This is a genomic window from Streptomyces varsoviensis (genome assembly GCF_000718635.1).
Lineage (GTDB): Bacteria > Actinomycetota > Actinomycetes > Streptomycetales > Streptomycetaceae > Streptomyces > Streptomyces varsoviensis.
Genome location: NZ_JOBF01000012.1, coordinates 114616 through 137979 on the forward strand (window position 1 = coordinate 114616; position 23364 = coordinate 137979).

The 23364-nt window shown below is 74.6% G+C and carries 8 protein-coding genes; 3 read left to right on the top strand and 5 right to left on the bottom strand.

Annotation, left to right across the window (positions count from 1 at the left end):
- Positions 1 to 76 precede the first annotated feature (76 nt).
- Entirely contained in the window at positions 77 to 9721 is a 9645-nt protein-coding gene (locus IF55_RS17910) for a non-ribosomal peptide synthetase (protein WP_048832124.1), read from the bottom strand.
- On the bottom strand, positions 9721 to 13740 hold the full coding sequence (locus IF55_RS17915) for a non-ribosomal peptide synthetase (protein ID WP_063763991.1): 4020 nt from the start codon (positions 13738 to 13740) through the stop codon (positions 9721 to 9723). The genes IF55_RS17910 and IF55_RS17915 overlap by 1 nt, the downstream gene beginning before the upstream one ends.
- 1192 nt (positions 13741 to 14932) lie before the next feature.
- Between IF55_RS17915 and IF55_RS17920 the strand changes: the two genes are divergently transcribed.
- From IF55_RS17920 to IF55_RS17930, 3 genes are all read left to right on the top strand, one after another.
- Positions 14933 to 17944, top strand: coding sequence for a non-ribosomal peptide synthetase (locus IF55_RS17920; protein WP_048832125.1), 3012 nt, complete (start codon positions 14933 to 14935; stop codon positions 17942 to 17944).
- Positions 17945 to 18012: 68 nt separating this feature from the next.
- Complete coding sequence (locus IF55_RS17925; protein ID WP_030882793.1) at positions 18013 to 18690, top strand: 4'-phosphopantetheinyl transferase family protein; 678 nt, start codon at positions 18013 to 18015, stop codon at positions 18688 to 18690.
- A gap of 144 nt (positions 18691 to 18834) precedes the next feature.
- Positions 18835 to 21054 carry an NADP-dependent isocitrate dehydrogenase gene (locus tag IF55_RS17930; protein WP_030882796.1) on the top strand — a complete coding sequence of 740 codons (2220 nt, stop codon included), beginning with the start codon at positions 18835 to 18837 and terminating at the stop codon, positions 21052 to 21054.
- A 76-nt stretch (positions 21055 to 21130) separates the two neighbouring features.
- Here IF55_RS17930 and IF55_RS17935 read toward each other — a convergent pair whose 3' ends face one another.
- The 3 genes from IF55_RS17935 to IF55_RS17945 form a co-directional block, all read right to left on the bottom strand.
- Positions 21131 to 21826: an HAD family hydrolase gene (locus IF55_RS17935; RefSeq protein ID WP_030882799.1), complete on the bottom strand. Its 696-nt coding sequence runs from the start codon at positions 21824 to 21826 to the stop codon at positions 21131 to 21133.
- Between the two features lie 26 nt (positions 21827 to 21852).
- The gene (locus tag IF55_RS17940; protein ID WP_030882801.1) at positions 21853 to 22335 is read right to left on the bottom strand and encodes an Lrp/AsnC family transcriptional regulator; all 483 of its coding nucleotides are present in this window, start codon (positions 22333 to 22335) and stop codon (positions 21853 to 21855) included.
- Positions 22336 to 22450: 115 nt separating this feature from the next.
- Complete coding sequence (locus IF55_RS17945) at positions 22451 to 23146, bottom strand: type 1 glutamine amidotransferase domain-containing protein (RefSeq protein WP_030882804.1); 696 nt, start codon at positions 23144 to 23146, stop codon at positions 22451 to 22453.
- Positions 23147 to 23364: the final 218 nt, after the last annotated feature.

The following is a 23364-nucleotide window of genomic DNA, read 5'->3' on the forward strand; positions in this document are numbered from 1 at the left end:
AACTCTCCTGTCGTGGGCGGCTCGTCGGGAGGCTCAGGGGCGGCGGCTCGTGGGCGGTGCCGGTCGGCGGCCGGGCTCAGCGCGCCGCGGTGTCCGGCAGCGGCGCGGGGCCGGGCGGCGGTACGGAATCCGGCGGTGCGGCGTGCTCCGTCCACGCGGCGTTGACGGCGTCGGCGATAGCCCGCACCTCCGGCGGCCGGACGATGCCGTAGTGCGTGGTGTCGAGGACGTACGCGCCCGCGAGCTCCGGCAGCAGCGACCGCCACTGCCGCTGCTGCTCCGGTACGGGCCCCAGCACCGGCAGCCCCGCCACCGGCCGGGCGGCGAGCCACAGCCGGCTCGGCGTGCCGGACAGCGGCGGCGGCTCGTGCCCCGCCATGCCCGCCAGGTTGGCGCGGCAGCAGCGCGCCAGCCGCTCGGCGTACGCGGCCGCCTCCTGGCTCGCGGGCGAGCCCGCGCCGCCGCCCTGGCCCAGCTCATGGGCGAAGACCGCTTCGAGCTGCGTCTCGTCGTACGCGGCGAAGCGCGGCCCGGAGTCCGGCGGCGGCGGGTCCACCAGATGGAGCCCGGCCGCCGGGCGGCCGTTCCGTTCCGCCTCGGCCGCCATCGACTGCGCCACCCAGGCCCCGAAGGACCAGCCGGCGAGCTGCCACCGCCACTCCCCGTGCGGGAAGCGGGCCTGGAGCGCGGCGTGGTAGCGGCGCGCCCGTTCGGCCGGCGACCAGGGGAGCGGGTCGGTCCGGCGCAGCCCGGGGTCGGCGATCAGGCAGACGGCGAGCCGCGGATCGAGGGCCGAGACCAGCGCCCGGTACGCCTGGATGTCGCCGCCGACGGGGTGGACCAGGCACAGGACGTCGCGCCCCTCGCCCGGCTGCCACACCTCCAGCTTCACGGGGGGCTCGGCGGACGCCCGGGCCGCCGCGACGGATGCCTCGGAGGCGGGTTCGGCGGACGCTTCGGCGGTCGTCTCGGTGGTCGCGCCGGACGACGTACTGATCGACTGGGCGGGAGGGCCGGCGGGCGGGTCGGCGGGTGCCGCCTCGTGGAGCCGCGCCAGCACCTCGGCCAGGCTCACCTGGTGGCTGAGCTGGGACAGCTCCAAGTCGACGCCGAAGTGGTCCTTCACCTCGGCGATGAGATCGAGGAGGGTCAGCGAGTCGGCGCCGTGGTCGTAGAGCGAGGCGGCGGGGTCGAGTTCGTCCAGGCCCAGCCAGTCGCACAGCCGGTCGGCGAGCCGATCCGCGGCCGAAGCCGGAGCCGGAGCCGAAGCCGGAGACGAAGCCTGAGGCGGCGCGGGGGAGTGGGCGGGGGCCGCATCGCGTACGACCGCCCCCGACGGCGTGCCGCCCCTCGGGGCACCGGCGTCCGGCGCGTAGAAGCCGCGCGCCCGCTCGATGTCCGTCGTGGAGACCAGCAACTGCGGCAGTTGCAACTGGAGCGCCTGCGCGAACAGCCGCTGCCCCTCCTTCACCGCCAGGCCCACCGTCAGATGCGCCTGGTGGCGGGGGTCCGAGCGCAGCGCGTCGCGGGCCATGCCGACCTCGCTCCAGATGTCCCAGTCCACGCCGATCCGCACCGTCGTCTCGGCCTCCCCGGCGCGGTGCCGGGCGAAGCCGTCGAGGAGGCCGCCCGCGGCGGCGTAGTCGAGCTGGCCGACGCCGCCGAACTGCGCGGCCATCGACGAGCAGTACGCCGCGAACACCGGCCGGTGGCGCTCGATCAGCCGCTCCACCAGCAGCGCGCCGCGCGTCTTGGCGGCCATGGCCCGGCGCATCGCGGCGGCGTCGCGCCGGGCGATCAGCGAACCGGCACCCGTGCCCGCGGCGTGCACGACGCCGTCGATCCGGCGGGCGGGGGCGAGTCCGTCGAGCCGGGCCATGATCTCCTCGGGCGCGGCCCCGGCGAGATCGGCCTCGATCAGCTCGACGCGGTCCGCCCACGGCACCAGGTCCGCCGGCAGCTCCGGCCGCCGGGCCAGCAGCAGCACGCGGCCCTCGGAGTGCTCCAGCAGCCAGGCCGCGACGCTGGCACCGATCCCGCCGGTGCCGCCGAGGATCAGGTACGTGCCGCCGTCCGCGGGCAGCGCGAAGGGCGCCGTCGCGGCGGGCGCGGGCACCGGCAGCAGCGCCTGCCGCCACCAGTAGCCCTGGCGCAGGGCGAGCCGGCGCGGCAGCGCCGTGGCGGCGTCGGCCCCGGCGAGGAGGGCGGGGAGCAGGGGCGCCCAGTCGGCCGGATCGGCGCTGGGCAGGTCCAGCCAGTGGCCGTCGACCGCGCACTCCTGCGGCGCCACCTCGCAGACGCCGGCCAGCAGGGCGGCCTCGGGGCGCGCCACGGCCCCTTCGACCGGCTGGGCCCGGTAGGAGAGCCACCAGGGGCGCAGCCGGGCCGCCGGCCACGCCAGGCCGCCGACCGCCTGGAGGAGCGCGGCCGGGGTGTCCACGCAGGCCCATTGGGCGCGCGCGAGCGCGTCCTCGCCCACCGGGCCGTCGACGGCCAGCGGCAGCGCGTGCAGCCAGTCGACGCCGGCCGCGCCCGCCTCGGACAGCTCCGCCAGGAGGAGGCGCAGCGAGTCCGGGTCGGCCGGGTCGACCTCGTACGCGTCGTCGCCGAGGCGGGCGAAGGCGTCCGCCGCGCCGACCCGTACCACCCGCTCGTACGCCGCCTCGAAGGGGCGCAGCGCCGCGCGCGGCAGCGGCTCGGCCGCCATCACGACCAGCAGGCCGGGCGCGGCGGACGCGGCGCCGGCGGTCGCGCGGGCGAGCCGCACCCAGTGCGGCTGGTGCAGCCAGTCGGCCTCGGGCAGCCGCTGCGGCAGCTCCCAGCCGTCCGTGCCGGGCGCCGTCGCGGGCGGCTCGGCCTTGGGGGCGGCGCGTTCGAAGTCGTAGTCGGCCAGGGCGAAGACGGGCGGCGGGAAGTCCCAGGGCGCCTGCGCCGGTCCGGCCGGCCACTGGAGCGTGGCCCCCGCCAGCCAGGCGGCGACCGCAGCCTCCGGCGTCAGCTCCGCTGCGAGGCGCGGCTGTGTCTCCGGCGTCCCGGGTGCACCCTGCGTCTCCTGCTTCTCCTGCGAAGCGTCCGAAGGGGTCACCTCGCCGGTTCCGACCGCGCGCAGCCAGGCCGCCGCGCCGGCCGCGTCCGGGCGGACCGTCGCCACCCGCAGGCGCCGCTGGACGCGGCCGGCCTGGAGGTGGCGCAGCACCTGCCCGTACGCGGCGGGGTGGGCCGTCAGATAGTCGGCGATGCGCAGGGCGTCGGCGCGCAGCCCCGCCGTGCTGCTGCTGGAGAGCATCAGGCAGGGCCCGGCGGTGGGCGGCGGCGCGGACTCGGCGGCCTCCAGCACCAGATGGGCGTTGGTGCCGCCGATGCCGAAGCTGCTCACCGCGGCCACCCGCGGCCGCCCGGCGGGCCAGGGCTCGGACCGGGTGGGGACGCGGAACGGCGCGAGGTCGTCGGCGAGCCGCGGGTTGGGACGGCGGAAGTCGACGTTCGGCGGGATCACCCCGTGGTGCACGGCCAGGGCGGCCCGTACGAGCCCGATCACGCCGGAGGCGGCGCCCAGGTGGCCGATCTGGCTCTTCACGGACGCCAGCGCGCAGCTCCGCGGCCCGGCCGGGCCGAACGCCTGGCGCAACGCGCCGACCTCCACCGGGTCGCCGAGCTGGGTGCCGGTGCCGTGCGCCTCCACGTACCCGATGTCGGCGCCGTCGCGGCCGCTGCGGCGCAGCGCGGTGCGGATCGCCTCGCGCTGCCCGGCCAGCGAGGGCGCGCTGTAACTGAGCTTGCCCGAGCCGTCGTTGTTGAGCGCCGAGCCCGTGATCACCGCGTAGACGGTGTCGCCGTCCCGGCGGGCGAGCCGCAGCGGCTTGAGCACCACCGCGCCGACGCCGCTCCCCCCGATGGTGCCGCTGGCGTCATCGCTGAACGGGCGGCAGTGCCCGTCCTTGGAGAAGATGTGCTGCGGCCGGTAGCGGTAGCCGTCCCCGAGCAGGGTGTCGACCAGCACCCCGCCCGCCAGCATCACATCGGCGTCCCCCTGCCGCAGCAGCCCCGCGGCCACATGGACGGCGGTCAGCGAACTGGCGCACGACGCCTGCACGGTGAGAGCCGGCCCCGTCAGATCGAGGTGGTAGGCCACCTTGGTCGCGAGGAAGTCCTTCTCATGATGGAGCGCGAGCTGGAACCCGTCGGGCAGCCGGCCCGGATCGGCGTCGCGGAGCATGGACTGGAAGTAGGTGTTCTCCCCGCACCCGGCGACGATTCCGATGCGCTGCCGCTTGGGCGCCGCGACGGATTCGGGCGCCCCGGCGGAATCCGCGGGCCCGGTGGGCCGAGTGGTCCCCGTGATGCCCGCGTGGGCGAGGGCCTGGACGGAGGTCATCAGCAGGTGGCGTTGCTGGGGGTCCATCAGGCGGGCCTCTTGGCGGCTGAGGCCGAAGTGCTCGGGGTCGAAGGCGAGGAGGCCGGTCATCCGGCTGCGGGCGCCGACCAGGCCGTCGGGGGCGTCGAAGTGCTCGATGCCGCGGTCGCCGCGCTCGACCATCTCCCAGAAGGCGGCCAGGTCGTCGGCGCCGGGCAGCCGTACCGCCATGCCGACGACGGCGATCGGCTCGTCGGCGGCCCCGGCCGCCCCAGGGTCGGCCGCTTCCGTGGCCTCCGCCTCGGTGGCCGTCGCCCGTCCGTCGAGGAAGCGGGCCAGCCGGCCGATGGTGACATGCTCGAAGAGGTCGGGGATGGTGAAGCGGAGGTCCGGTTCCGCCGTGCAGCGCAGGTGGAAGCGCATCAGGTCGAGACTGGAGGCACCGGCGTCGAAGAAGCGTTCGTCACGGCCGACGGGCCGGCCGACGACCGCCTCGAACAGCTCGGAGAGCCGGGTCTCGCGCGCGGAGCGGACCGGCGCGGCGGCGGCGCGCGGGCGCAGTTCCTCGCCCGGCGCGGTCAGCGCCAGCCGCCGGTCCAGCTTCCCGCTGGGGGTGAGCGGCAGCGCGTCGAGGAGCCGGAAGCGGTCGATGCGGGCGTACGGCGGGAGCAGCGGCGCGAGGTGGGCCGCGAGCGCCTCCCGCGTGGGGCGCGGCGCACCGGCGCGGCTCTGGAGGCAGGCCGTCAGCCGGTCGCCGTCCCGGACCACCACCGCCTGCACGAGGTCCGGGTGGCGCAGCAGCGCCGCCTCGATCTGGCCCAGCTCCAGCCGGTACCCGCTCAGTTTGATCTGCTGGTCGTCGCGGCCGAGGTAGTGCAGCAGGCCCTGCCGGTCGAACCGCGCCCGGTCGCCGCTGCGGTAGAAGGTGCCGAGGCCCGGCACGTCCACGAACCGCTCCTCGTTGAGCGCCGGATCGCCCAGATAGCAGGGCGCGGCCATCGTCCCGCCGATCAGCAGCCGGCCGGGGGAGCCGGGCGGCACGGCCTCGCCCGCCTCGTCGACGACGCGCAGCCAGGCGCCGGCGACGGGTCTGCCGATGGCCGGCCGGGCCGGCCAGCCCGCCGGGTCGCCGTCCAGGCACAGGGCGCTGACGACGTGCGTCTCGGTGGGCCCGTAGTGGTTGTGCAGGCGCGCGCCGGGCATGCCCGCGAACCAGCGGCGGATGGCGTCGGTGCACAGCAACTGCTCGCCCGCCGTGATCACTTCCCGCAGCCGGGAGGGGTAGCGGCCCAGCCGCACGCCGTGCTCGGCCAGCAGTTGCAGGGCCACGTACGGCATGAAGACCCGCTCCACGCCGGCCGCTTCGAGCTGTTCCAGGAGCGCCGGCGCGTCCTGCCGCCAGCGCGGCCGTACGAGCGTGAGGCACCCGCCGCCGCACAGGGTGGTGAAGATCTCCTGGAAGGACACGTCGAAGGACAGCATCGAGAACTGCTGGGTGACGGCACCGCCCGCCAGCCCGCCCGCCTCGGCCTGCCAGTGCAGCAGATCGCACAGCGTACGGTCCGGCACCTGCACGCCCTTCGGCGTACCCGTGGAGCCGGAGGTGAACAGGGTGTAGAGCGGCCGGCGCCCGCCGTGCGGCGGGACCGGCGGCGCGGCGGCGGCCGACAGGGCCACCGGGTGGCGGGGCAGCGCGGCCGGGGCGATCGCGTCGACGGCCCCCTCGCCGCCCGGCGCCACCAGGACGCACAACGGGTCCACCTGGTCCAGGATCTGCCGCAGCAGCGCCGGCGGGTACGACGCGTCGAGCGGGACGATGGTGAGGTTGAGCCGGGCCAGCGCCAGCAGCGCCACCACGTGCTCGACCGACGGCTCGAAGTGCAGCGCGACGCGGCGCGGCCGGTCGTCGTGGTCGGGCAGCGGGAAGCGGGTGCGCAGCTCGTGTGCGAGCGCGGCGGCGTACGCGTCGAGTTCGGCGTACGTCACGGTCCGCTCGCCGGTCGCGAGCGCCTGGGCGCCGGGCGTACGGCGGACCTGGCGGGCGAACCCGTCGGCGACGGTGGTGAACTCCGGCGTCAGCGCGGGGGCGCGGCCGGGGTCCGGCAGCCCGCGCCGGTACGGGGCCACCAGCTCGGCCAGCGTGTCCGTACCGCCCTCGGCCAGGCGGTCCAGGGCGCGCCGGAACAGCTCGTCCAGCGCCCGTACCGTGTCGGCGTCGAACGGGCCGTCGGCGTACTCCCACAGGCAGTCGAAGCCGGCGCCGCGCTCGACCACCGACAGCGTCAGCGGGCATTTGGGATCGGCCGCCGCGGGCCACAGGGGGCGGGCGGCGCAGCCGGGCAGCGCCAGGGCGTCGAAGTCCGTGTTCTCCAGGACGAACATGAAGTCGAAGGGCGGGCCGTCGGGGCGCGGCCCCTGATCGGCCAGTACGTCGGCGAGCGCGACGTCCTGCCGGTCCAGTACCCGCCGGGCGGCGGCGCCGTGCCGCTGGAGCTGGGCGCGCAGGCGTTCCGCCGGGTCCAGGTCGAGCGGCAGCAGCACGGTGTTGGCGAACATGCCGACGCCGGACTCGAAGTCCTGCACCGGGCGGTTGGCCACCGGGCCGGCGATCCGCGGCCGCGCCCGGCCGGTCACGCCGTACAGGCTCCAGGCGAACACGGCCAGCAGCACCTGGAACCGGGTGAGCCCCAGCTCCGCGCCGAGCCCGTCGAGCACCCGCCGCCGGTCCGCGCCGAGCGAGGTGTGCAGCAGCCGCCCGGTGCCGCGGGCCGGGACGGGGCCCGGGTCCACCGGTTCTGTCTCGTCCGGGGCGCCGTACTCCTCGGCCAGCGCGGCGCGCTGGGCCCGGTACGCGGGGTGCGCGAACCACTCGGCCTGCCAGGCGGCGTAGTCGAGCGGCGTCGGCACCGCACCGGCCTCGGCACCGGTCTCCGCACCGCCCGCGCCCTCCTCGCCGGGCCGGGGGCCGTTCAGCGCCGCCGCGTAGTCCGCCGAGAGCTCACGGAAGAGGACATTGAGCGACCACCCGTCCACGGCGATGTGATGCAGCCGCAGCAACAGCACCCCGCCCTCCTCGGCGGGCAGCCAGCACGCCTCGAACATCCGCGGCCGCCCCAGGTCGAAGGGGACCCCGAAGAACCGATCGGCCACGGCTCGCCAATCGGCTCCGCCGGGGGCCGGCTCCGTGACGGCCGGCTCGCCGCCGACCGGCGACGGGCTGGTTGCCGCCGTGCCGCCTGCTGCCGCACTGTCCGGTGCCGCGCCGGGCGGCACCTGCCCCGGCGGCGCCGTCCACGGGTCGTACGGCTCGCCCACCACCTGTCGCAGCCCCTCCGGTGCGGCCTCGAAGGCGGTTCGCAGGGCCGGGTGGCGGGTCACCAGGCGCCGTAGCGCGTGCCGGAGGGCGGTGGTGTCGAGGGGGCCGTCGATCCGGAAGGCGAGGCCGACGTTGTACGCGCGGGAGCGCGGGTCGCGCTGCTGGAGGAGCCAGAGGCGCTGCTGTTCGGAGGTGGCGGGGGCCGAACGGGCCCCCGAGGGCGGTGCGGGCGCCGGGTACGGGGACTCGCCCTCCGCCCGGCCCGTCGCGATCTCGGCGGCCAGTTCCTCGAAGGTCGCGCGCAGGACGAGGGCCTGCGGCACGTCGTGGCCCCAGCGCCGGCGGATCTCGAAGCGCAGCCGCAGCGCCTTGAGGGAGTCGCCGCCGTTCGCTATCCAGCGGTCGCCGAGCCCCAGCCCGGAGGCGCCCAGCACGCGGCCCGCGAGGTCGAGGACCTCGCGCTGGTGGCCGGAGGCCGCGAGGCCGTCGGCCTCGGCGCGCCGCCAGGGCGCGTCGGCGCGGCGCAGCAGGGCGCGCTCGTCGACCTTGCCGTTGGCGTTGCGCGGCAGTCCGTCGACGCGGTGCAGCCGGTGCGGGCGCATGTACGCGGGCAGTACGGCCGTCAGATGCCGGTCGAAGTCGTCGAAGGACAGGTCGGCGTCGAGGACCAGGTAGGCCAGGAGCTCGTTCGGCCCGTCGGCCGTGTCGCGGCGGGTGCACACGTGGGCCTGGCGTACGGCGGGGTGGGCGGTGATCCGCGCCTCGATCTCGGCGGGCTCGATGCGGAACCCGCGCACCTTGACCTGCCGGTCCACGCGCCCGACGTAGGTGATGAGCCCGTCGGCGTCCTGGCGCACGAGGTCGCCGCTGCGGTAGTGGCGGGCGCGGCCGCCGTCGAGCCAGGGCAGCCGGACGAACCGGCGGGCGGTCTCGTCGGGCAGGTTGCGGTAGCCGGCCGCCAGCGCCTCGCCGGTGATGAGGAGTTCGGCCACCTCACCCGGTTCGGCGCGCCGGACGCCGTCGACCACGGGCACCGCCTCGGTGCCGGGCAGGGCGCGCCCGATCGGCACCACCTCGCCGTCGAAGTCGCGGGGGATCGGGTAGCTGACGGCGAAGGTGGTGGTCTCGGTCGGGCCGTAGCCGTTGACGAGCCGGGTGCGGCTGGCGGGGTTGGCGCGGTACCAGCGGCGGATGACGCCGGCGTTGAGCTGTTCGCCGCCCACCAGCACCTGGCCGACGCCGGAGAAGCAGTGCGGCGCCTTGTCGACCACCGCGTTGAACAGCGCGGCGGTCATGAACAGCGCGTCGATCCGCTCGCGGTCCAGGGCGGCCGCCAGCAGCTCGGGGTCCTGCACCGTCGCGTCGTCGAGGATCACGCAGCGGCCGCCGGTCAGCAGCGGCACCCACACCTCGAAACTCAGCGCGTCGAAGGCGGGGTTGGACACGCCGGCGAACCGCTTGGCCTCCTCCAGCCGGAGCCAGCCCGGCCGCGCCAGCCGCAGGATTCCGGCGTCGCGCACCTCGACGCCCTTGGGCAGGCCGGTGGTGCCGGAGGTGTAGAAGAGGAACGAGAACGGGGCCTCGGCGGCGGGGGGTTCGGGCGCGGCGCCGTCGTGCGCGGCGTCCGAGCCGCCGTCGAGCAGCGCGGCCACCGGCAGCGGCGCCACGTCCGCGGGCAGCCCGTCCGGCGCCGCGCCGCCGTGGATCACGGCGACGCTCGCCGAGTCGGCCAGGATGTGGCGGCGGCGCTCGGGCGGGCTCTGCGCGTCGAGCGGTACGACCGCGGCGCCCAGCCGCAGGATGCCGAGCATCGCGCAGATCAGTTGCCAGGAGCGCGGCAGGCAGACCGCGACCGCCTGGCCGGGGCCGACGCCGCGGCGGCGCAGGGCGCGGGCGACGGCGGCGCTCTCGGCGTCGAGCCCCGCGTAGTCGAGCACCGTCCCGCCGTCGGCCACCGCGACGGCGGCCGGGGTGCGGCGGGCCTGGGCGAGGACGTTCCGGGCGAGGCCGGCCGCCGGGCGGCCGGCCTCGGGTTTCGATGAGGGAGCCATCAGTTCTCCTGCGCCGGGACCGGATCGGGCCTCCGCTCTGCGGGCGGCTGGGTACGGGCTGCCGTGTCGTGATCCGCTGCGACCTGGTCCGCATCGATGTGATTCGCGCCAACCTGGTCCGCATCGACGCGGGCCGTCGCGACGCGGTCCGCTGCGGCGTGGTCCGCATCGATACCGTCCGCCGAGGCGCGGGCAGCCGTGATGCGGGCCGCTTCGGCCTCGATCACCGCGGCGACCTGGGGGATGCCGTCGTCCTCCAGCAGTTCCCAGTGGTCGCAGGTCATCGACTCCACGAGGTAGTCGCCCTCGGCGCGGCGGCGCCAGAAGCCGCGCACGTCGCGCAGGAAGTCCTCCTCGGCGCCCTCGACGGCCTGCATCAGCAGGAGGCGGGCCGCGGTCGACGGCGGCGTGTAGTCGCGGGCCGTGTCCCGGTTGTGGCAGTAGATGCGGTAGTACTGCTCGATCTGCTCGTCGTCGATGCCCGGGTACATGCCGTTGAACTTGACGAGCTTGTCGCGGAACTCGGCCATGCTGACGGGCTCGATGCCGGGCCGGTTGTCCGGGTCGTCGCTGCCCTGGGCGTCCAGCAGCACGACGCTCATGTCGGTGTGCCCGGCCCGCGCGAGCAGCCGCCCCATCTCGTGGGCGATCAGGCCGCCGAAGGAGAGCCCGGTGATGATCAGCGGGCCGTCCGGCAGGGGTTCGATGAGCTTCAGGTACGACTCGGCCATGGCCTCGACCGAGGGCAGGAACGACTCGCCGGGGTTCACGCCGGGGGACTGGATGCCGTAGACGCCGTACTCCGGCCCGAGCGCCTTGGCGAGCGACAGATAGCAGAAGGCGGTGCCGCCCGCCGGGTGGACGCAGACCACGCGGGGCCCGTCGCCCGCGCGGAACTCGATCAGGTTGCTCGGCGGCCGGCCGTCGGCGCCCCGCCGCAGCCGCCCGCCCAGTTCCTCGATGGTCGGGTGCAGCATGATGTCGCGCAGCGGCAGGGCCTCGCCGAACTCCTCCTCGATCGCGTGAGCCATCTTGATCGCGGAGATGGAGCTGCCGCCGATGTCGAAGAAGCTGTCCCGGATGCCGATCCGGGACCGCAGCAGCAGCCGCTGCCAGATCTGGTAGAGCGTCAGCTCGATGTGATCGCGCGGGCTGGCCGTGTTGACCTGTACGGGGGCGTCCTCGCCGGCCCGTGCCAGCAGCGCCGCGCGGTCGAGCTTGCCGTTGACGGTCAGCGGCAGGCTCGGCCGCTCCACGAAGAGCGCCGGGATCATATAGGCGGGCAGCCGGCGGGACAGCGCCTCCCGCCATTCGCCCACCGTCCACGGCTCGGTGTCGCCCCGGCCGACGCAGGCCACCAGCCGCTGCTCGCCGGTGGGCCCGTGGTCCGCCAGCACCGCGGCCTCGCGCACGCCGGGCTGTTCCAGCAGCACCGCCTCGATCTCGCCGGGCTCGATGCGGAAGCCGCGCAGCTTGACCTGGCGGTCGCCACGGCCGAGGAACTCGATGTCGCCGTCGGGCAGCCGGCGCGCCAGGTCGCCGCTGCGGTACATCCGCTCGCCGGGTACGAACGGGTCGGCGACGAACCGTTCGGCGGTCAGGTCCGGCCGGCCGAGGTAGCCCCGGGTCAGGCCCGCGCCGCCGACGTAGATCTCGCCCGCCACGCCGACCGGCACCGGCTCCAGCCGCTCGTCGAGCAGGTACACGCGGGTGTTGGCCAGCGGCCGGCCGATCGGGCACTGCCGTGCCTTCGGCGTCGGCTCGACGTAGGCGGTGCAGTAGACCGTGGTCTCCGTCGGCCCGTAGCCGTACAGCACGCGCAGCTCGGGCATCAGCCGTGTCATGCGGTACAGCGCCCCCTCGGGCAGCGACTCCACGCCCGTCAGCAACTGCCGCACCATCAGCCCCGCCAGCCGCTCCTCGGGCGCCTCGTCGATCCACTTGATGAACGCGGGCGGCAGGAACGTCTGCACGATGCGGTGCTCACGCAGCCAGTCCATCAGCGCGCCCGGGTCGCCGCGCAGCTCCTCCGGCACCAGATGCAGGGTGCCGCCGGTGGTCAGCGGGAGCAGCGTCTCCTGCACCGAGGAGTCGAAGCCGATGCTCGACCAGAGCGCCGCGCCCTCGCCGGGCTCGGCCCCGAACTGCCCCAGCCCGTGGTCCAGCAGGTTCAGCACATTGCCGTGGGTCGCCGCCACCCCCTTGGGCCGGCCCGTCGACCCCGAGGTGTAGATGACATAGGCCAGCCCGGCCGGGTCGTTCACGATGCCGGTCCGGCTCTCGCTCCCGCCCTCGGCCTCCATCTCTGTCAGCCGCGACCAGCCCGCCGGCGGCTCGTCGGCGTCGCTGAGCACCAGCGCGGCGTCCGCCACCATCTCCGTCAGCCGCTCCAGCGGCAGGACGGGATCCATCGGCACATAGGCCGCGCCCGCCTTGAGCACGCCCAGGACGCCGACCACCAGGGCAGCCGAACGCCCCGTGTGCAGGCCGACCCGCTGCCCGGGGCGCACCCCGCGGGAGATCAGCGCGTGCGCCAGCCGGTTGGCGCGCCGCTCCAGCGTGCCGTAGTCGAGCCGGTCACCGGCGCTCACCAGCGCCGCCCGGTCGGGGTTGGCCCGCGCCTGGGCCTCGAAGCGCTCGACGACGCCGCCCGGCGCCCCGGCGCGGACGCCGCCGTTCCCGTCCTCCAGCGCCTGCCGCCGCTCCCGCTCGTCGAGCAGCGGCACCGCCCGCGCCGGGCGCGCGGGGCCCTCCGCCATCGCCGCGAGCACCCGCCGCAGATGGCCGGCGTAGCGCTCCGCGGTCGCCGCGTCGAAGAGGGCGCCCGCGTAGTCCAGGCCGCCGGTGATACGGCCGTCCTCCTCCGAGAGCGACAGCGTCAGATCGAACTTGGCCACCGCGTACGGCGTCTCCAGCGGCGACACCTCGACGCCCGGCAGGTCCAGCTCCCCGCCCTGATTGTCCTGCCACGCGAACATCGTCTGGAACAGCGGCGTATGGGCCTGGCTGCGCGGCGGGTTGACCAGCTCCACGACCCGCTCGAACGGCAGGTCCTGGTGGGCCATGGCGGCCAGCGCCGTCGTCCGCACCCGCTTGAGCAGATCCGCCACGGCCGGCTCGCCGGAGAGGTCGATCCGCAGCGCCAGCGTGTTGACGAAGAAGCCGACCAGGCCCTCCAGTTCGCTGCGGCGGCGGTTGGCGACGGGCGTGCCGACCACCACGTCGTCCTGGCCCGACAGCCGGGAGAGGGCCAGCGCCCAGCCCGCCAGCACGGTCATGTACAGGGTGCTGCCGTTGCGGCGGGCGAGGTTCTTGAGCGCGTCGGTCAGCTCCGGGCCGAGTTCGATGGGCACCGATCCGCCGCGGTAGTCCTGCTCGGCCGGGCGCGGCCGGTCCGCCGGCACCTCCAGCAGCGCCGGGGCCCCCGCCAGCGCGGTCCGCCAGTAGTCGCCGTCCTCGTCCGGCCCGTCCTCGGCGAGCCACTGGCGCTGCCAGGCGGCGTAGTCCGCGTACTGCACCGGCAGCGGCGGCAGCGGGCTCTCCTCGCCGCGCCGGAACGCGGCGTACAGCTCCCCGAGCTCCCGCGTCAGGACCGTCATCGACCAGCCGTCCGACACGATGTGATGCAGCGTCAGCAGCAGTGCGTGATGGTCGGCGCCGAGCGTGATCAGCCGGCCGCGCGCGAGCGGGCCGGCCGCCAGGTCGAACGGCTCGGCCGCCGCCTCCCGCGCCAGCTCCGCCAGCCGCTCCTCCGCGTCGGGGGAGCCGGACAGATCCTGCGAGCGCAGGGCGAACCCCGTGTCCGGCGGATCGACCACCTGAAAGGGCGTGCCCGCCGTGGCGACGAACCGGGTGCGCAGCACCTCGTGCCGGGCGGTCAGCGCGTCGAGGGCGCGGGCCAGCGCCGCCGGGTCCAGCGGGCCGCGGAGCCGGAGCGCCAGCGGCATGTGGTACGCCTCGCTCGCGCCCGGCAACTGCGCCAGAAACCACAGCCGCTGCTGGGAGAAGGACAACTCCATTGGCGCCGCGCGGTTCTTCAGCGGTTCGATGGCGGTCTGCTTCCGCGCCGCCGGACGGCGATCGGAGGCAGAATTACGGAACGTCTGATTCGCCGACAAAACCAGCCCTTTCCCTGTGGGGGAGGCTCAATCACTTCGGATCATTGTGGATCGCTGGATGACTTCGGTTCGCTTCGGTTCACCGGCCACCGCGCGGCATCGGGTATTCGGTGCGGTGATCGCATGCCGCCGCCCCTTCACCGGGAACGGCCGAACCCCCGCCGCGGCCGGCACGGCCGCCCGAACCGCCGCTCCGGACACCGTGCTCGGGTGAATCCGGAAAACGTCCGTACGGCGTCGGCGGGGAGAAGGCCGGCGGGCCGCTGAAGGCCCATAGGCGGCGGGCCGCCCGGGCCGCGGCACCGGCCTCCGCGCCGCGCGGCCCCGCGCACCGGCGCGTACGGCCCCGGGCCGGGCGCGGCCGGTGGCGAGGCGTACTCGTAGCGGGCGCAAGGGAGTTGGAGGATTTTCTTCGGGGGTGTTGTTCTGCTCACGGCGGGCTTCTGTTTCCTCACGGTTTTCCATCGCGGCGGCGGTATTCCGGAAGAGAGGATCGGCTCGCGACGCTTCCGCTAACGCATGACTGCCTCCGGGGCCCGCGTGATCGCTTTCGGCCGTCGGTCGAGGCCGGTTCGGCCGGCGCCCCAAGTGCCCATGATGCGCACCAACTTTCCGTACTGCCGGACGGATATCACCAGGAACACGGCGTCCGGTTCGAGTGCTGTGGTGGCCACTTGGTCACCCAGGGATGATCGATCAGGTCCGCTGAGTGTGTCAATGGTCGATGGTTCCACTTCCGGTTCTGCCCGGCTTCGGTTTCGGGTACGGCCGAGTAATACGCGGCCGTAACCCGGGAACGCCGTCGCTAAACGTTGCGGATTCCGATCGCAATGAGGCAGATTGAGGGCGCCTCACGGCCGAGGGGCCCCACCCGGCCGTGGCACGAGAGCTCAGAGCCTGTGTCATATCCCTGGCCGGGCGCCCGACGCCTGGCACGCACGCTCGCGGCGTTGCCGAAAGGCCCTAGTAGCTCCGCTACAAGGACCTTCCGGCGCCTTGCGATCGCACGCACCAGACGCCGTGCGCTGATCCGACCAGGGATATGACACAGGCTCTCAACACCGACCACCACGACGGCCCCAGGACGTGTTCGATGACCGAAGCTCCAGCAACTCCGCGAACCCCGGATCACACCAGCCACCCCGCGCGCCCCGCGTCGGCCGCGCAGAGCGGTATCTGGTTCAACGAGTCACTGGCGGACTGCGGGACCGTGCACAACATCGCGTTCACCCTGCGCCTCGACGGCGAACTCGACGTCGAGGCGCTGCGCCGCGCCTGCGCCGCCGTCCTGGCCGCGCACCGGCAACTCGGCTGCGCCATCGAGGACCGGGCCGGTGTGCCGCACCTCGTCCCGGCCCCGGTCCAGCCGGAACTGGTCGTCGAGCCGGAGCGCCCGGACGCCCTGCGCGCCCACACCATGGCCCCCTTCGACCTTGCCCGCGGACCGCTGTTCCGGCCCGTGCTCCAGGTCATCGGCGCCCGCGCGCACCGGCTGCTCATCACCGTCCACCACATCGTCTTCGACGGCCTGTCGATGGAGACGTTCCTGACCGACCTCGCCGCGCGCTACGAGGCCGAGACCGCGCAGGGCGAGCCCGGCCCGCTGCCGCCCGTACCGGAGGAGGCGGCGGACGCCGAGGAGGCGCGGATCGCCGCCAAGCTGCCCGCCGCGCGCCGGTACTGGGCCGAGCACCCGCCGGGCGACGACGACGTCGTCCTCCCCGGCCTGGAAGGGGCCGCCCACGGGGTGGCCGACGGGGCCACCGCGGAGTTCCGCTTCCCCGCCGGCCTGCACGCGCGGCTCGGCCCCCTCGCCGAGCGGATCGGCGTGAGCCGCTACGAACTCCTCATCGCCGCCTTCCACGCCCTCCTCTTCCGCTACGGGAACCCGACGCCCGTCACCGCCCTAGACCTCGGCACCCGCACCCCCGACCAGCGCCGCCACATCGGCGTGCACGTCAACGAGCTGCCCTTCGCCTCCGCGCCCGAGGCCGACGCCCCCTTCGACGAGTACGCCCGCGCCGTACGGGCCGGACTCCGCGAGCTCTACCAGGTGCGCGACGTCCCCCTCGGGCGGGCCGGGGCCAGGGTGCGGCCCGGCGTCGCGCTCGCGCCCGTGACCCTGTCCTACCGCCGCATGGGCCCCGCGCCGCGCTTCCCCGGCCTGGACGCGTCGGTGGAGTGGCAGATCTCCAACCACACCGCCCGCAACGCGCTGCGCGTCGAACTGACCGACACCGCCGACGGACTCGACGCGATGCTCCAGTACCCGCCGGACGCCATGGCGCGCGAGGGCGCCGAGAGCATCGGCCGGCACTGGCTCTCGGTCCTCGGCCACCTGACCGCCGCGCCCGCCACCCCGCTCGCCGAACTGCCGCTCCTCGACCCGGACGCCCGCGCGACGCTGCTGACCGGCTGGAACGACACCGCCCGGCGCTACCCGGCCCGTACCGTCCCGGAACTCATCGCCGAACACGCCGCCCGCACCCCCGACGCCGTCGCCGTCGCCCACGCGGACCGCCGCCTGACCTACGCGGAGCTGGACGCCGACGCCGCCCGGCTCGCGGCCCGGCTGCGCGCCCGCGGCATCGGCCCCGGCGCCCTCGTGGCCGTACGGGCGAGCCGCACGGAGCGGCTGCTGGTGGCCCTCCTCGGCGTCCTCAAGGCCGGGGCCGCGTACGTACCGCTCGACGCCGAGTACCCGAGCGAGCGGCTGACGTACGTCCTGGAGGACTCCGGAGCCGTCCTCGAACTGACCGACACCGACCTGGCGCCGCCCGCCGCCGACGGCCCGCCCGCTGACCTGGCCCCGCCCGCCCCCGGCGACCTCGCCTACGTCATCTACACCTCCGGCTCGACCGGCCGCCCCAAGGGCGTCCAGATCGAACACCGCGCCCTGACCAATCTGCTGTGCTCCGTCCAGGAGCTGCTGGGCGCCCGCTCCGGAGCCACCTGGCTCGCGCTGACCTCGGTGTCCTTCGACATCTCCGGCCTCGAACTCTTCCTCCCGCTGATCACCGGCGCCACCGTGGTCGTCGCGAGCGAGAGCCAGACCCGCGACGGCGCCGAACTGAGCGCGCTGGCGGCCCGGCACGGCGTCACGCACGTACAGGCGACCCCCACCGGGTGGGCGATGCTCCTCGACAGCGGCTTCGACGTGCCCGGCGTCACCGCGCTCGTGGGCGGCGAGGCGCTGCCGCTCGCCTTCGCCCGGCGGCTGCGCCCGGCCGTCGCGCGGCTCGTGAACGTATACGGGCCGACGGAGACCACCATCTGGTCGACGGCGCAGGAGATCGGCCCCGACCCGGACCGGGTCACGATCGGCCGCCCGCTCGCCAACACCCGCGTGTACGTCCTCGACGAGCGCCTGTCGCCGGTCCCGGTCGGTGTGCCCGGCGACCTCTACATCGCCGGCGCCGGTCTCGCCCGCGGCTACGTCGGCCGCCCCGGCCTGGACGCCGAGCGGTTCCCGCCCGACCCGTACGGGCGGCCGGGCGCCCGGATGTACCGTACGGGCGACCGGGCGCGCCACCGCCCCGACGGGCGGCTCGAATTCCTCGGCCGCTCCGACGACCAGATCAAGCTGCGCGGCTACCGCATCGAACTCGGCGAGATCGAGTCCCGGCTGCTGGCCGCGGACGGCGTGGACCGGGCCGCCGTCGCGGTGCGTGACGGCCGGCTGGTCGGCTACCACGTCGGCGCCGCGGACGCGGGCGGCCTGCGCCGGGAACTGGCGGCGGCGCTGCCCGCCTACATGGTGCCCGAGGTCTTCGTCGCCCTGGACGCCCTGCCGACGACGCCCAACGGCAAGCTCGACCGGGCGGCGCTGCCCGAGCCGCCCGAGGCCGCCGCGCCGTCGGCTTCGGACGGCTCGGCCAGCCCGCTGGAGGCGGTGCGGGAGATCTGGTGCGAGGTGCTGCGGCTGCCCACCCTGGGCGACACCGAGGACCTCTTCGACCTCGGCGGCCACTCGATCACCATGACCCAGATATCCACCCGCATACTGGAACGGCTCGACGTGGACGTGCCGCTCTCCGCCTACTTCGACGAACCGACCGTACGGGGCATCGCCGCCGTGGTAGCCGACCTCCAGGAGGCGCAGTGACGAGCACCGGCCGCGACGAACGCACGCACGTACCGCCGCCCCGCGGGCCCCGGGACGACGGGCCCGCCCTGCTCGCCGAGGTGCTGCCCGCCGCCGCCGAGACGGCGGAGACCTTCGAGGACCCCGCCGACGCGCGCCTCTTCCCCGAGGAGGAGGCGCTGATCGCCAAGGCCGTCGACAAGCGGCGCCGCGAGTTCACCACCGCCCGGCACTGCGCCCGGCAGGCCCTCGCCCGGCTCGGCCTCCCCCCGGCCCCCCTCGTGCACGGCGAGCGCGGCGCCCCCACCTGGCCGGCCGGCGTCGTCGGCTCCATGACGCACTGCGACGGCTACCGCGCCGCCGCTGTCGCGCGGCGCGCGGACCTCGCCTCCCTCGGCATCGACGCCGAGCCGCACGGCCCGCTCCCCGAGGGCGTGTACGAGTCCGTCACCCTGCCCGCCGAGCGCCGCCACCTCGGCGGCCTGGCCGCGCTCCGGCCGGACGTGCACTGGGACCGGCTGCTGTTCAGCGCCAAGGAGTCCGTCTACAAGACGTGGTTCCCGCTGACCGGCGCCTGGCTGGACTTCGAGGAGGCGCACCTGGAGTTCGAGGCCGCGAGCGGCGGCGCGGCGCGGGGTACGTTCGCCGCCCGCCTGCTGGTCAGCCGCGACGACCCGGAGGGCCGCGCCCTCACCGGCTTCCAGGGCCGCTGGCTCGTACGGGACGGGCTGGTCGTCACCGCCATCGCGTACCCGCCGGCCGCCTGACGCCCGTCTCGCGACCGTATGCAGGGCTCTGTCCCGTCACCGCTCCCTCCTGCGCGCCTGGAGGGGCAGGGCCCTGTCGAGCCGGGGGCCGCCACGGGATATCTTGATATCAAGCAATGTTGCAGACGTGGAGCGGAGCACCGGGTGACTGACTCGACCATCATCTACACACACACCGACGAGGCCCCGGCCCTGGCGACGTATTCGTTCTTGCCTGTGGTCGAGGCATACGCCTCGACGGCCGGAGTCGCCGTCGAGAGCCGTGACATCTCCCTCGCCGGACGCATCCTGGCCGGCTTCCCCGAGCGCCTCACCGAGGAGCAGCGGGTCGCCGACGCCCTCGCCGAACTGGGCGAGCTGGCCAAGACCCCCGGCGCGAACATCATCAAGCTGCCCAACATCTCCGCCTCGATCCCGCAGCTCAAGGCGGCCATCGCGGAGCTCCAGGGCCAGGGCTACGCGCTGCCGGACTACCCGGACGACCCGAAGACCGACGAGGACCGCGATATCCGCGCCCGTTACGACAAGGTCAAGGGCAGCGCCGTCAACCCGGTGCTGCGCGAGGGCAACTCCGACCGCCGCGCCCCCGCCTCGGTGAAGAACTACGCCAAGGCGCACCCGCACCGCATGGGCGCGTGGACGGCCGACTCCAAGACGAACGTGGCGACCATGGGCGCCGACGACTTCCGCTCCACCGAGAAGTCCGCCGTCATCGCCGAGGACGGCTCGCTCCGCATCGAGCTGGCCGGGGACGACGGCACCACCACCGTGCTGCGCGAGTCGGTACCGGTCCTCAAGGGCGAGGTCGTGGACGCCTCCGTGCTGCGGGTCGCCCCGCTGCGCGAGTTCCTGACCGCGCAGATCGCCCGCGCCAAGGCCGAGGGCGTGCTGTTCTCGGTGCACCTGAAGGCCACGATGATGAAGGTCTCCGACCCGATCATCTTCGGCCACGTGGTGCGCGCCTTCTTCCCGAAGACGTTCGCGGAGTACGGCGAGACGCTGGCCGCCGCGGGCCTGACCCCGAACGACGGCCTCGGCGGCATCCTCAAGGGCGCGGCCGCCCTCCCCGAGGGCGCGGCGATCAAGGCGTCCTTCGAGGCCGAGCTGGCCGAGGGCCCCGAGCTCGCGATGGTCGACTCCGACCAGGGCATCACCAACCTGCACGTGCCGAGCGATGTCATCGTCGACGCCTCCATGCCGGCCATGATCCGCACCTCCGGCCACATGTGGGGCCCGGACGGCGGCGAGGCCGACACCCTCGCGGTGCTCCCGGACAGCAGCTACTCCGGCGTCTACCAGGCCGTCATCGAGGACTGCCGGGCCAACGGCGCCTTCGACCCGTCGACCATGGGCTCCGTGCCCAACGTCGGCCTGATGGCGCAGAAGGCCGAGGAGTACGGCAGCCACGACAAGACCTTCGAGATCCAGACCACCGGCACGGTGCGGGTCGTCGACGGCGGCGGCGCCGTGCTGCTGGAGCAGACGGTCGGCGCGGGCGACATCTTCCGCATGTGCCAGACCAAGGACCTGCCCATCCAGGACTGGGTCAAGCTCGCCGTCACCCGCGCCCGCGCCACCGGCAGCCCGGCCGTGTTCTGGCTCGACGAGGGCCGCGCGCACGACGCGAAGCTCATCGAGAAGGTCCGCGCCTACCTCGCCGAGCACGACACCGAGGGCCTGCGGATCGAGATCATGACGCCCGTCGAGGCGACCAAGTTCTCCCTGGAGCGCATCCGCCGCGGCGAGGACACCATCTCCGTCACCGGCAACGTGCTGCGCGACTACCTGACCGACCTCTTCCCGATCCTGGAGCTCGGCACGAGCGCCAAGATGCTCTCGGTCGTCCCGCTCATGAACGGCGGCGGGCTGTTCGAGACCGGCGCCGGCGGCTCCGCGCCCAAGCACGTCCAGCAGCTCGTCAAGGAGAACTACCTGCGCTGGGACAGCCTCGGCGAGTTCCTGGCGCTGGCCGTCAGCTTCGAGCACCTCGCGCAGACCACGGGCAACGCGCGCGCCCAGGTGCTCGCGGACACCCTCGACCGCGCGACGGCGACCTTCCTCAACGAGGACAAGTCGCCGAGCCGTCGCCTCGGCGGCATCGACAACCGCGGCAGCCACTTCTACCTGGCGCTCTACTGGGCCCAGGAGCTGGCGAAGCAGACCGAGGACGCGCAGCTCGCCCAGGCGTTCGCCGCGCTCGCCAAGACGCTGGCCGAGCAGGAGCGGACCATCGTCGACGAACTGGCCGCGGTGCAGGGCTCGCCCGCCGACATCGGCGGCTACTACCAGCCCGACCCGGCCAAGGCCGCGTCCGTGATGCGCCCGTCGGCCACCTTCAACCAGGCGCTGGCCATGCTTGCCTGATCACCTGCTCTGTAGAACCCACCGCACTGCCCGGCCGGAATTCCGTTCCGGCCGGGCAGTGTGCTGTGGTCGGTCGTCACGAGGCGGGCGCCGGCCGGACGATCCAGTCGTACGCGGCCTCGGCGCTGAAGTCCGACTGCCCGCCCGCGAAGAGCAGCCCCGCCGTCGCGAACGCCGGATCGCTGGCCGTGCCCGGTACGTACGGGATGGCGACGCAGCGCATGCCGGCGCGGTGCGCGGCCTCGGCCCCGGGCGGCGCGTCCTCCAGGACCACGCAGTCCGCGGGCGCGGCGCCCCTGCGCCGGGCCGCCTCCAGGAAGATGTCCGGCTCGGGCTTGCCCGCGGCCACCTCCTCCGCCGAGACGAAGGTCGTGAGCAGCGCGTCCAGGCCGGTGGCCGCCAGTACCGCGCCGATCGTCTCGCGGGAGGAGCCGGACGCCACCGTCATCGGCACCCCGGCCGCGTGCAGCCGCTTCACGAAGTCGCGCATCCCGGGGAAGACGTCCGTACGCTCCTTGGCCAGCTCCAGGTACGCGCGGTTCTTCGCGGCGAGCAGTTCGTCCACGGGCGCGTCGATGCCGTACTCGCGGCGCAGCGCCGTCAGCGTCTCGCGGGTGCCGATGCCGATGAAGCGGGTGTGCTGCTCCCAGTCGAAGTCGGTCACGCCGTACTGGGCCAGGACCCGCCGCCCCGCTTCGTAATAGTTCGGCTCGCTGTCCACGAGCGTTCCATCGAGATCGAAGATGACCAAGGTGTTCTGGGCAGTGCTCATACCCTTAAGGATGCCAAGCCCCACGATCACGCGGGCCGACGGCCCGCCCGCCCCACGGCGTCGACCAGCGGCAGCATCCGGTGCGGCACCCGCTCGCGCAGCGCCACCTCCGTCCGGGTCCGTACGACGCCGGGCAACTGGATCAGCCGCTGGATGACGTCCTCCAGATGCTCCGCGTCACGGGCCACGACGCGCGTCAGCAGATCCCCGCCGCCCGTCGTCGAGAACGCCTCGATGATCTCCGGAACCCCCGCGAGCCCGTCCCCCACGTCGTTGAGCCGGCCCTGCGTGACCTCGATGTGGACGAAGGCGAGCACGGGGTGGCCGAGCGCGGCCGGGGACAGCCGCGGCGCGTACGCCGTGATCACCCCGTCCCGCTCCATCCGGTCCAGCCGCGCCTGGAGCGTGCCGCGCGCGACGCCGAGCGCCCGCGCATACTCCCGCACGCTGGTGCGCGGCTGCTCCAGCAGCAGCCGGAGGATCTTGGCGTCGAGCTCGTCCACGGCCATGGGCCAGCGCCTCCCGAATGGTCGGTGAACCGGTCCGAGGACTGTACCAATGGCCCAGCGGCCCGCCCCCGGCCCGCTGCGGGGAACGGGCCGGGGGCGGGCCGCTGGACAGGGCTCAGGCCAGCTTCTTCAGGAGTTCGGCGGCGAGCGGGGCGGAGGAGGCCGGGTTCTGGCCGGTGACCAAGGAGCGGTCCGCCACCACGTACGGGGCCCACGGCGCCCCCTCCTGGAAGTCGGCGCCCATCTCCACGAGCCGGTCCTGGAGCAGCCACTTCGCCCGCTCCGCGAGCCCGGCCTGCCGCTCCTCGGCGTTGGTGAAGCCGGTCATCCGGTAGCCGGCGAACACGTTGGAGCCGTCCCCCTTCACGGCGGCGAGCAGCGCGGCCGGGGCGTGGCAGACCACCCCGAGCGGCGTGCCCGCCTCCAGGGCCGCCACGAGCAGCGCCCCGGACTCGGGGTCCGCGGCCAGGTCCTCCATCGGCCCGTGACCGCCGGGGTAGAAGACGGCGGCGTAGTCGGCGAGGTCCACGTCGGCCAGCTCGACCGGCCGCCGCAGCTCGGTGAAGGCGGCGAGCGACGCCGCGACGCGGTCGGCGCCCTCCTGCCCGCCGTTGGCCTCCGGCGCCAGGCTCCCCTGGTCGACGGTCGGCACGACGCCGCCCGGCGTGGCGACGACGATCTCGTGCCCCGCCGCCTTGAACGCCTCGTACGGCGCGACGGCCTCCTCCGCCCAGAAGCCGGTCGGATGCTCGGTGCCGTCGGCCAGCGTCCAGTGGTCGGCGCCGGTCACAACGAAAAGGATCTTCGACATGGTGTCTCTCCGAGGAACTCCGAGGGTGTACTTCGCGCGCGTCACGTCCGTGTGGCGACACCTCGACCGTAAGACGCCCGGCCCACGGAGAACCAATGGGCAGGCCATATGGTCCAGCGGGCCGCGAGTGGTCCGATGGCCCCGTCCCGCCTGCCTGGAAACCGCACCGGACTGTACCAATGGCCCAGTCTCAGCGCTCTTCCTTGAGCCAAAGGCCC

Coding starts and splice junctions, on each gene's coding strand:
- IF55_RS17935 (WP_030882799.1), bottom strand. CDS start 21,826: ATGAGCACTGCCCAGAACACCTTGGTCATCTTCGATCTCGATGGAACG.
- IF55_RS17920 (WP_048832125.1), top strand. CDS start 14,933: ATGACCGAAGCTCCAGCAACTCCGCGAACCCCGGATCACACCAGCCAC.
- IF55_RS17945 (WP_030882804.1), bottom strand. CDS start 23,146: ATGTCGAAGATCCTTTTCGTTGTGACCGGCGCCGACCACTGGACGCTG.
- IF55_RS17940 (WP_030882801.1), bottom strand. CDS start 22,335: ATGGCCGTGGACGAGCTCGACGCCAAGATCCTCCGGCTGCTGCTGGAG.
- IF55_RS17910 (WP_048832124.1), bottom strand. CDS start 9,721: ATGGCTCCCTCATCGAAACCCGAGGCCGGCCGCCCGGCGGCCGGCCTC.
- IF55_RS17915 (WP_063763991.1), bottom strand. CDS start 13,740: ATGGAGTTGTCCTTCTCCCAGCAGCGGCTGTGGTTTCTGGCGCAGTTG.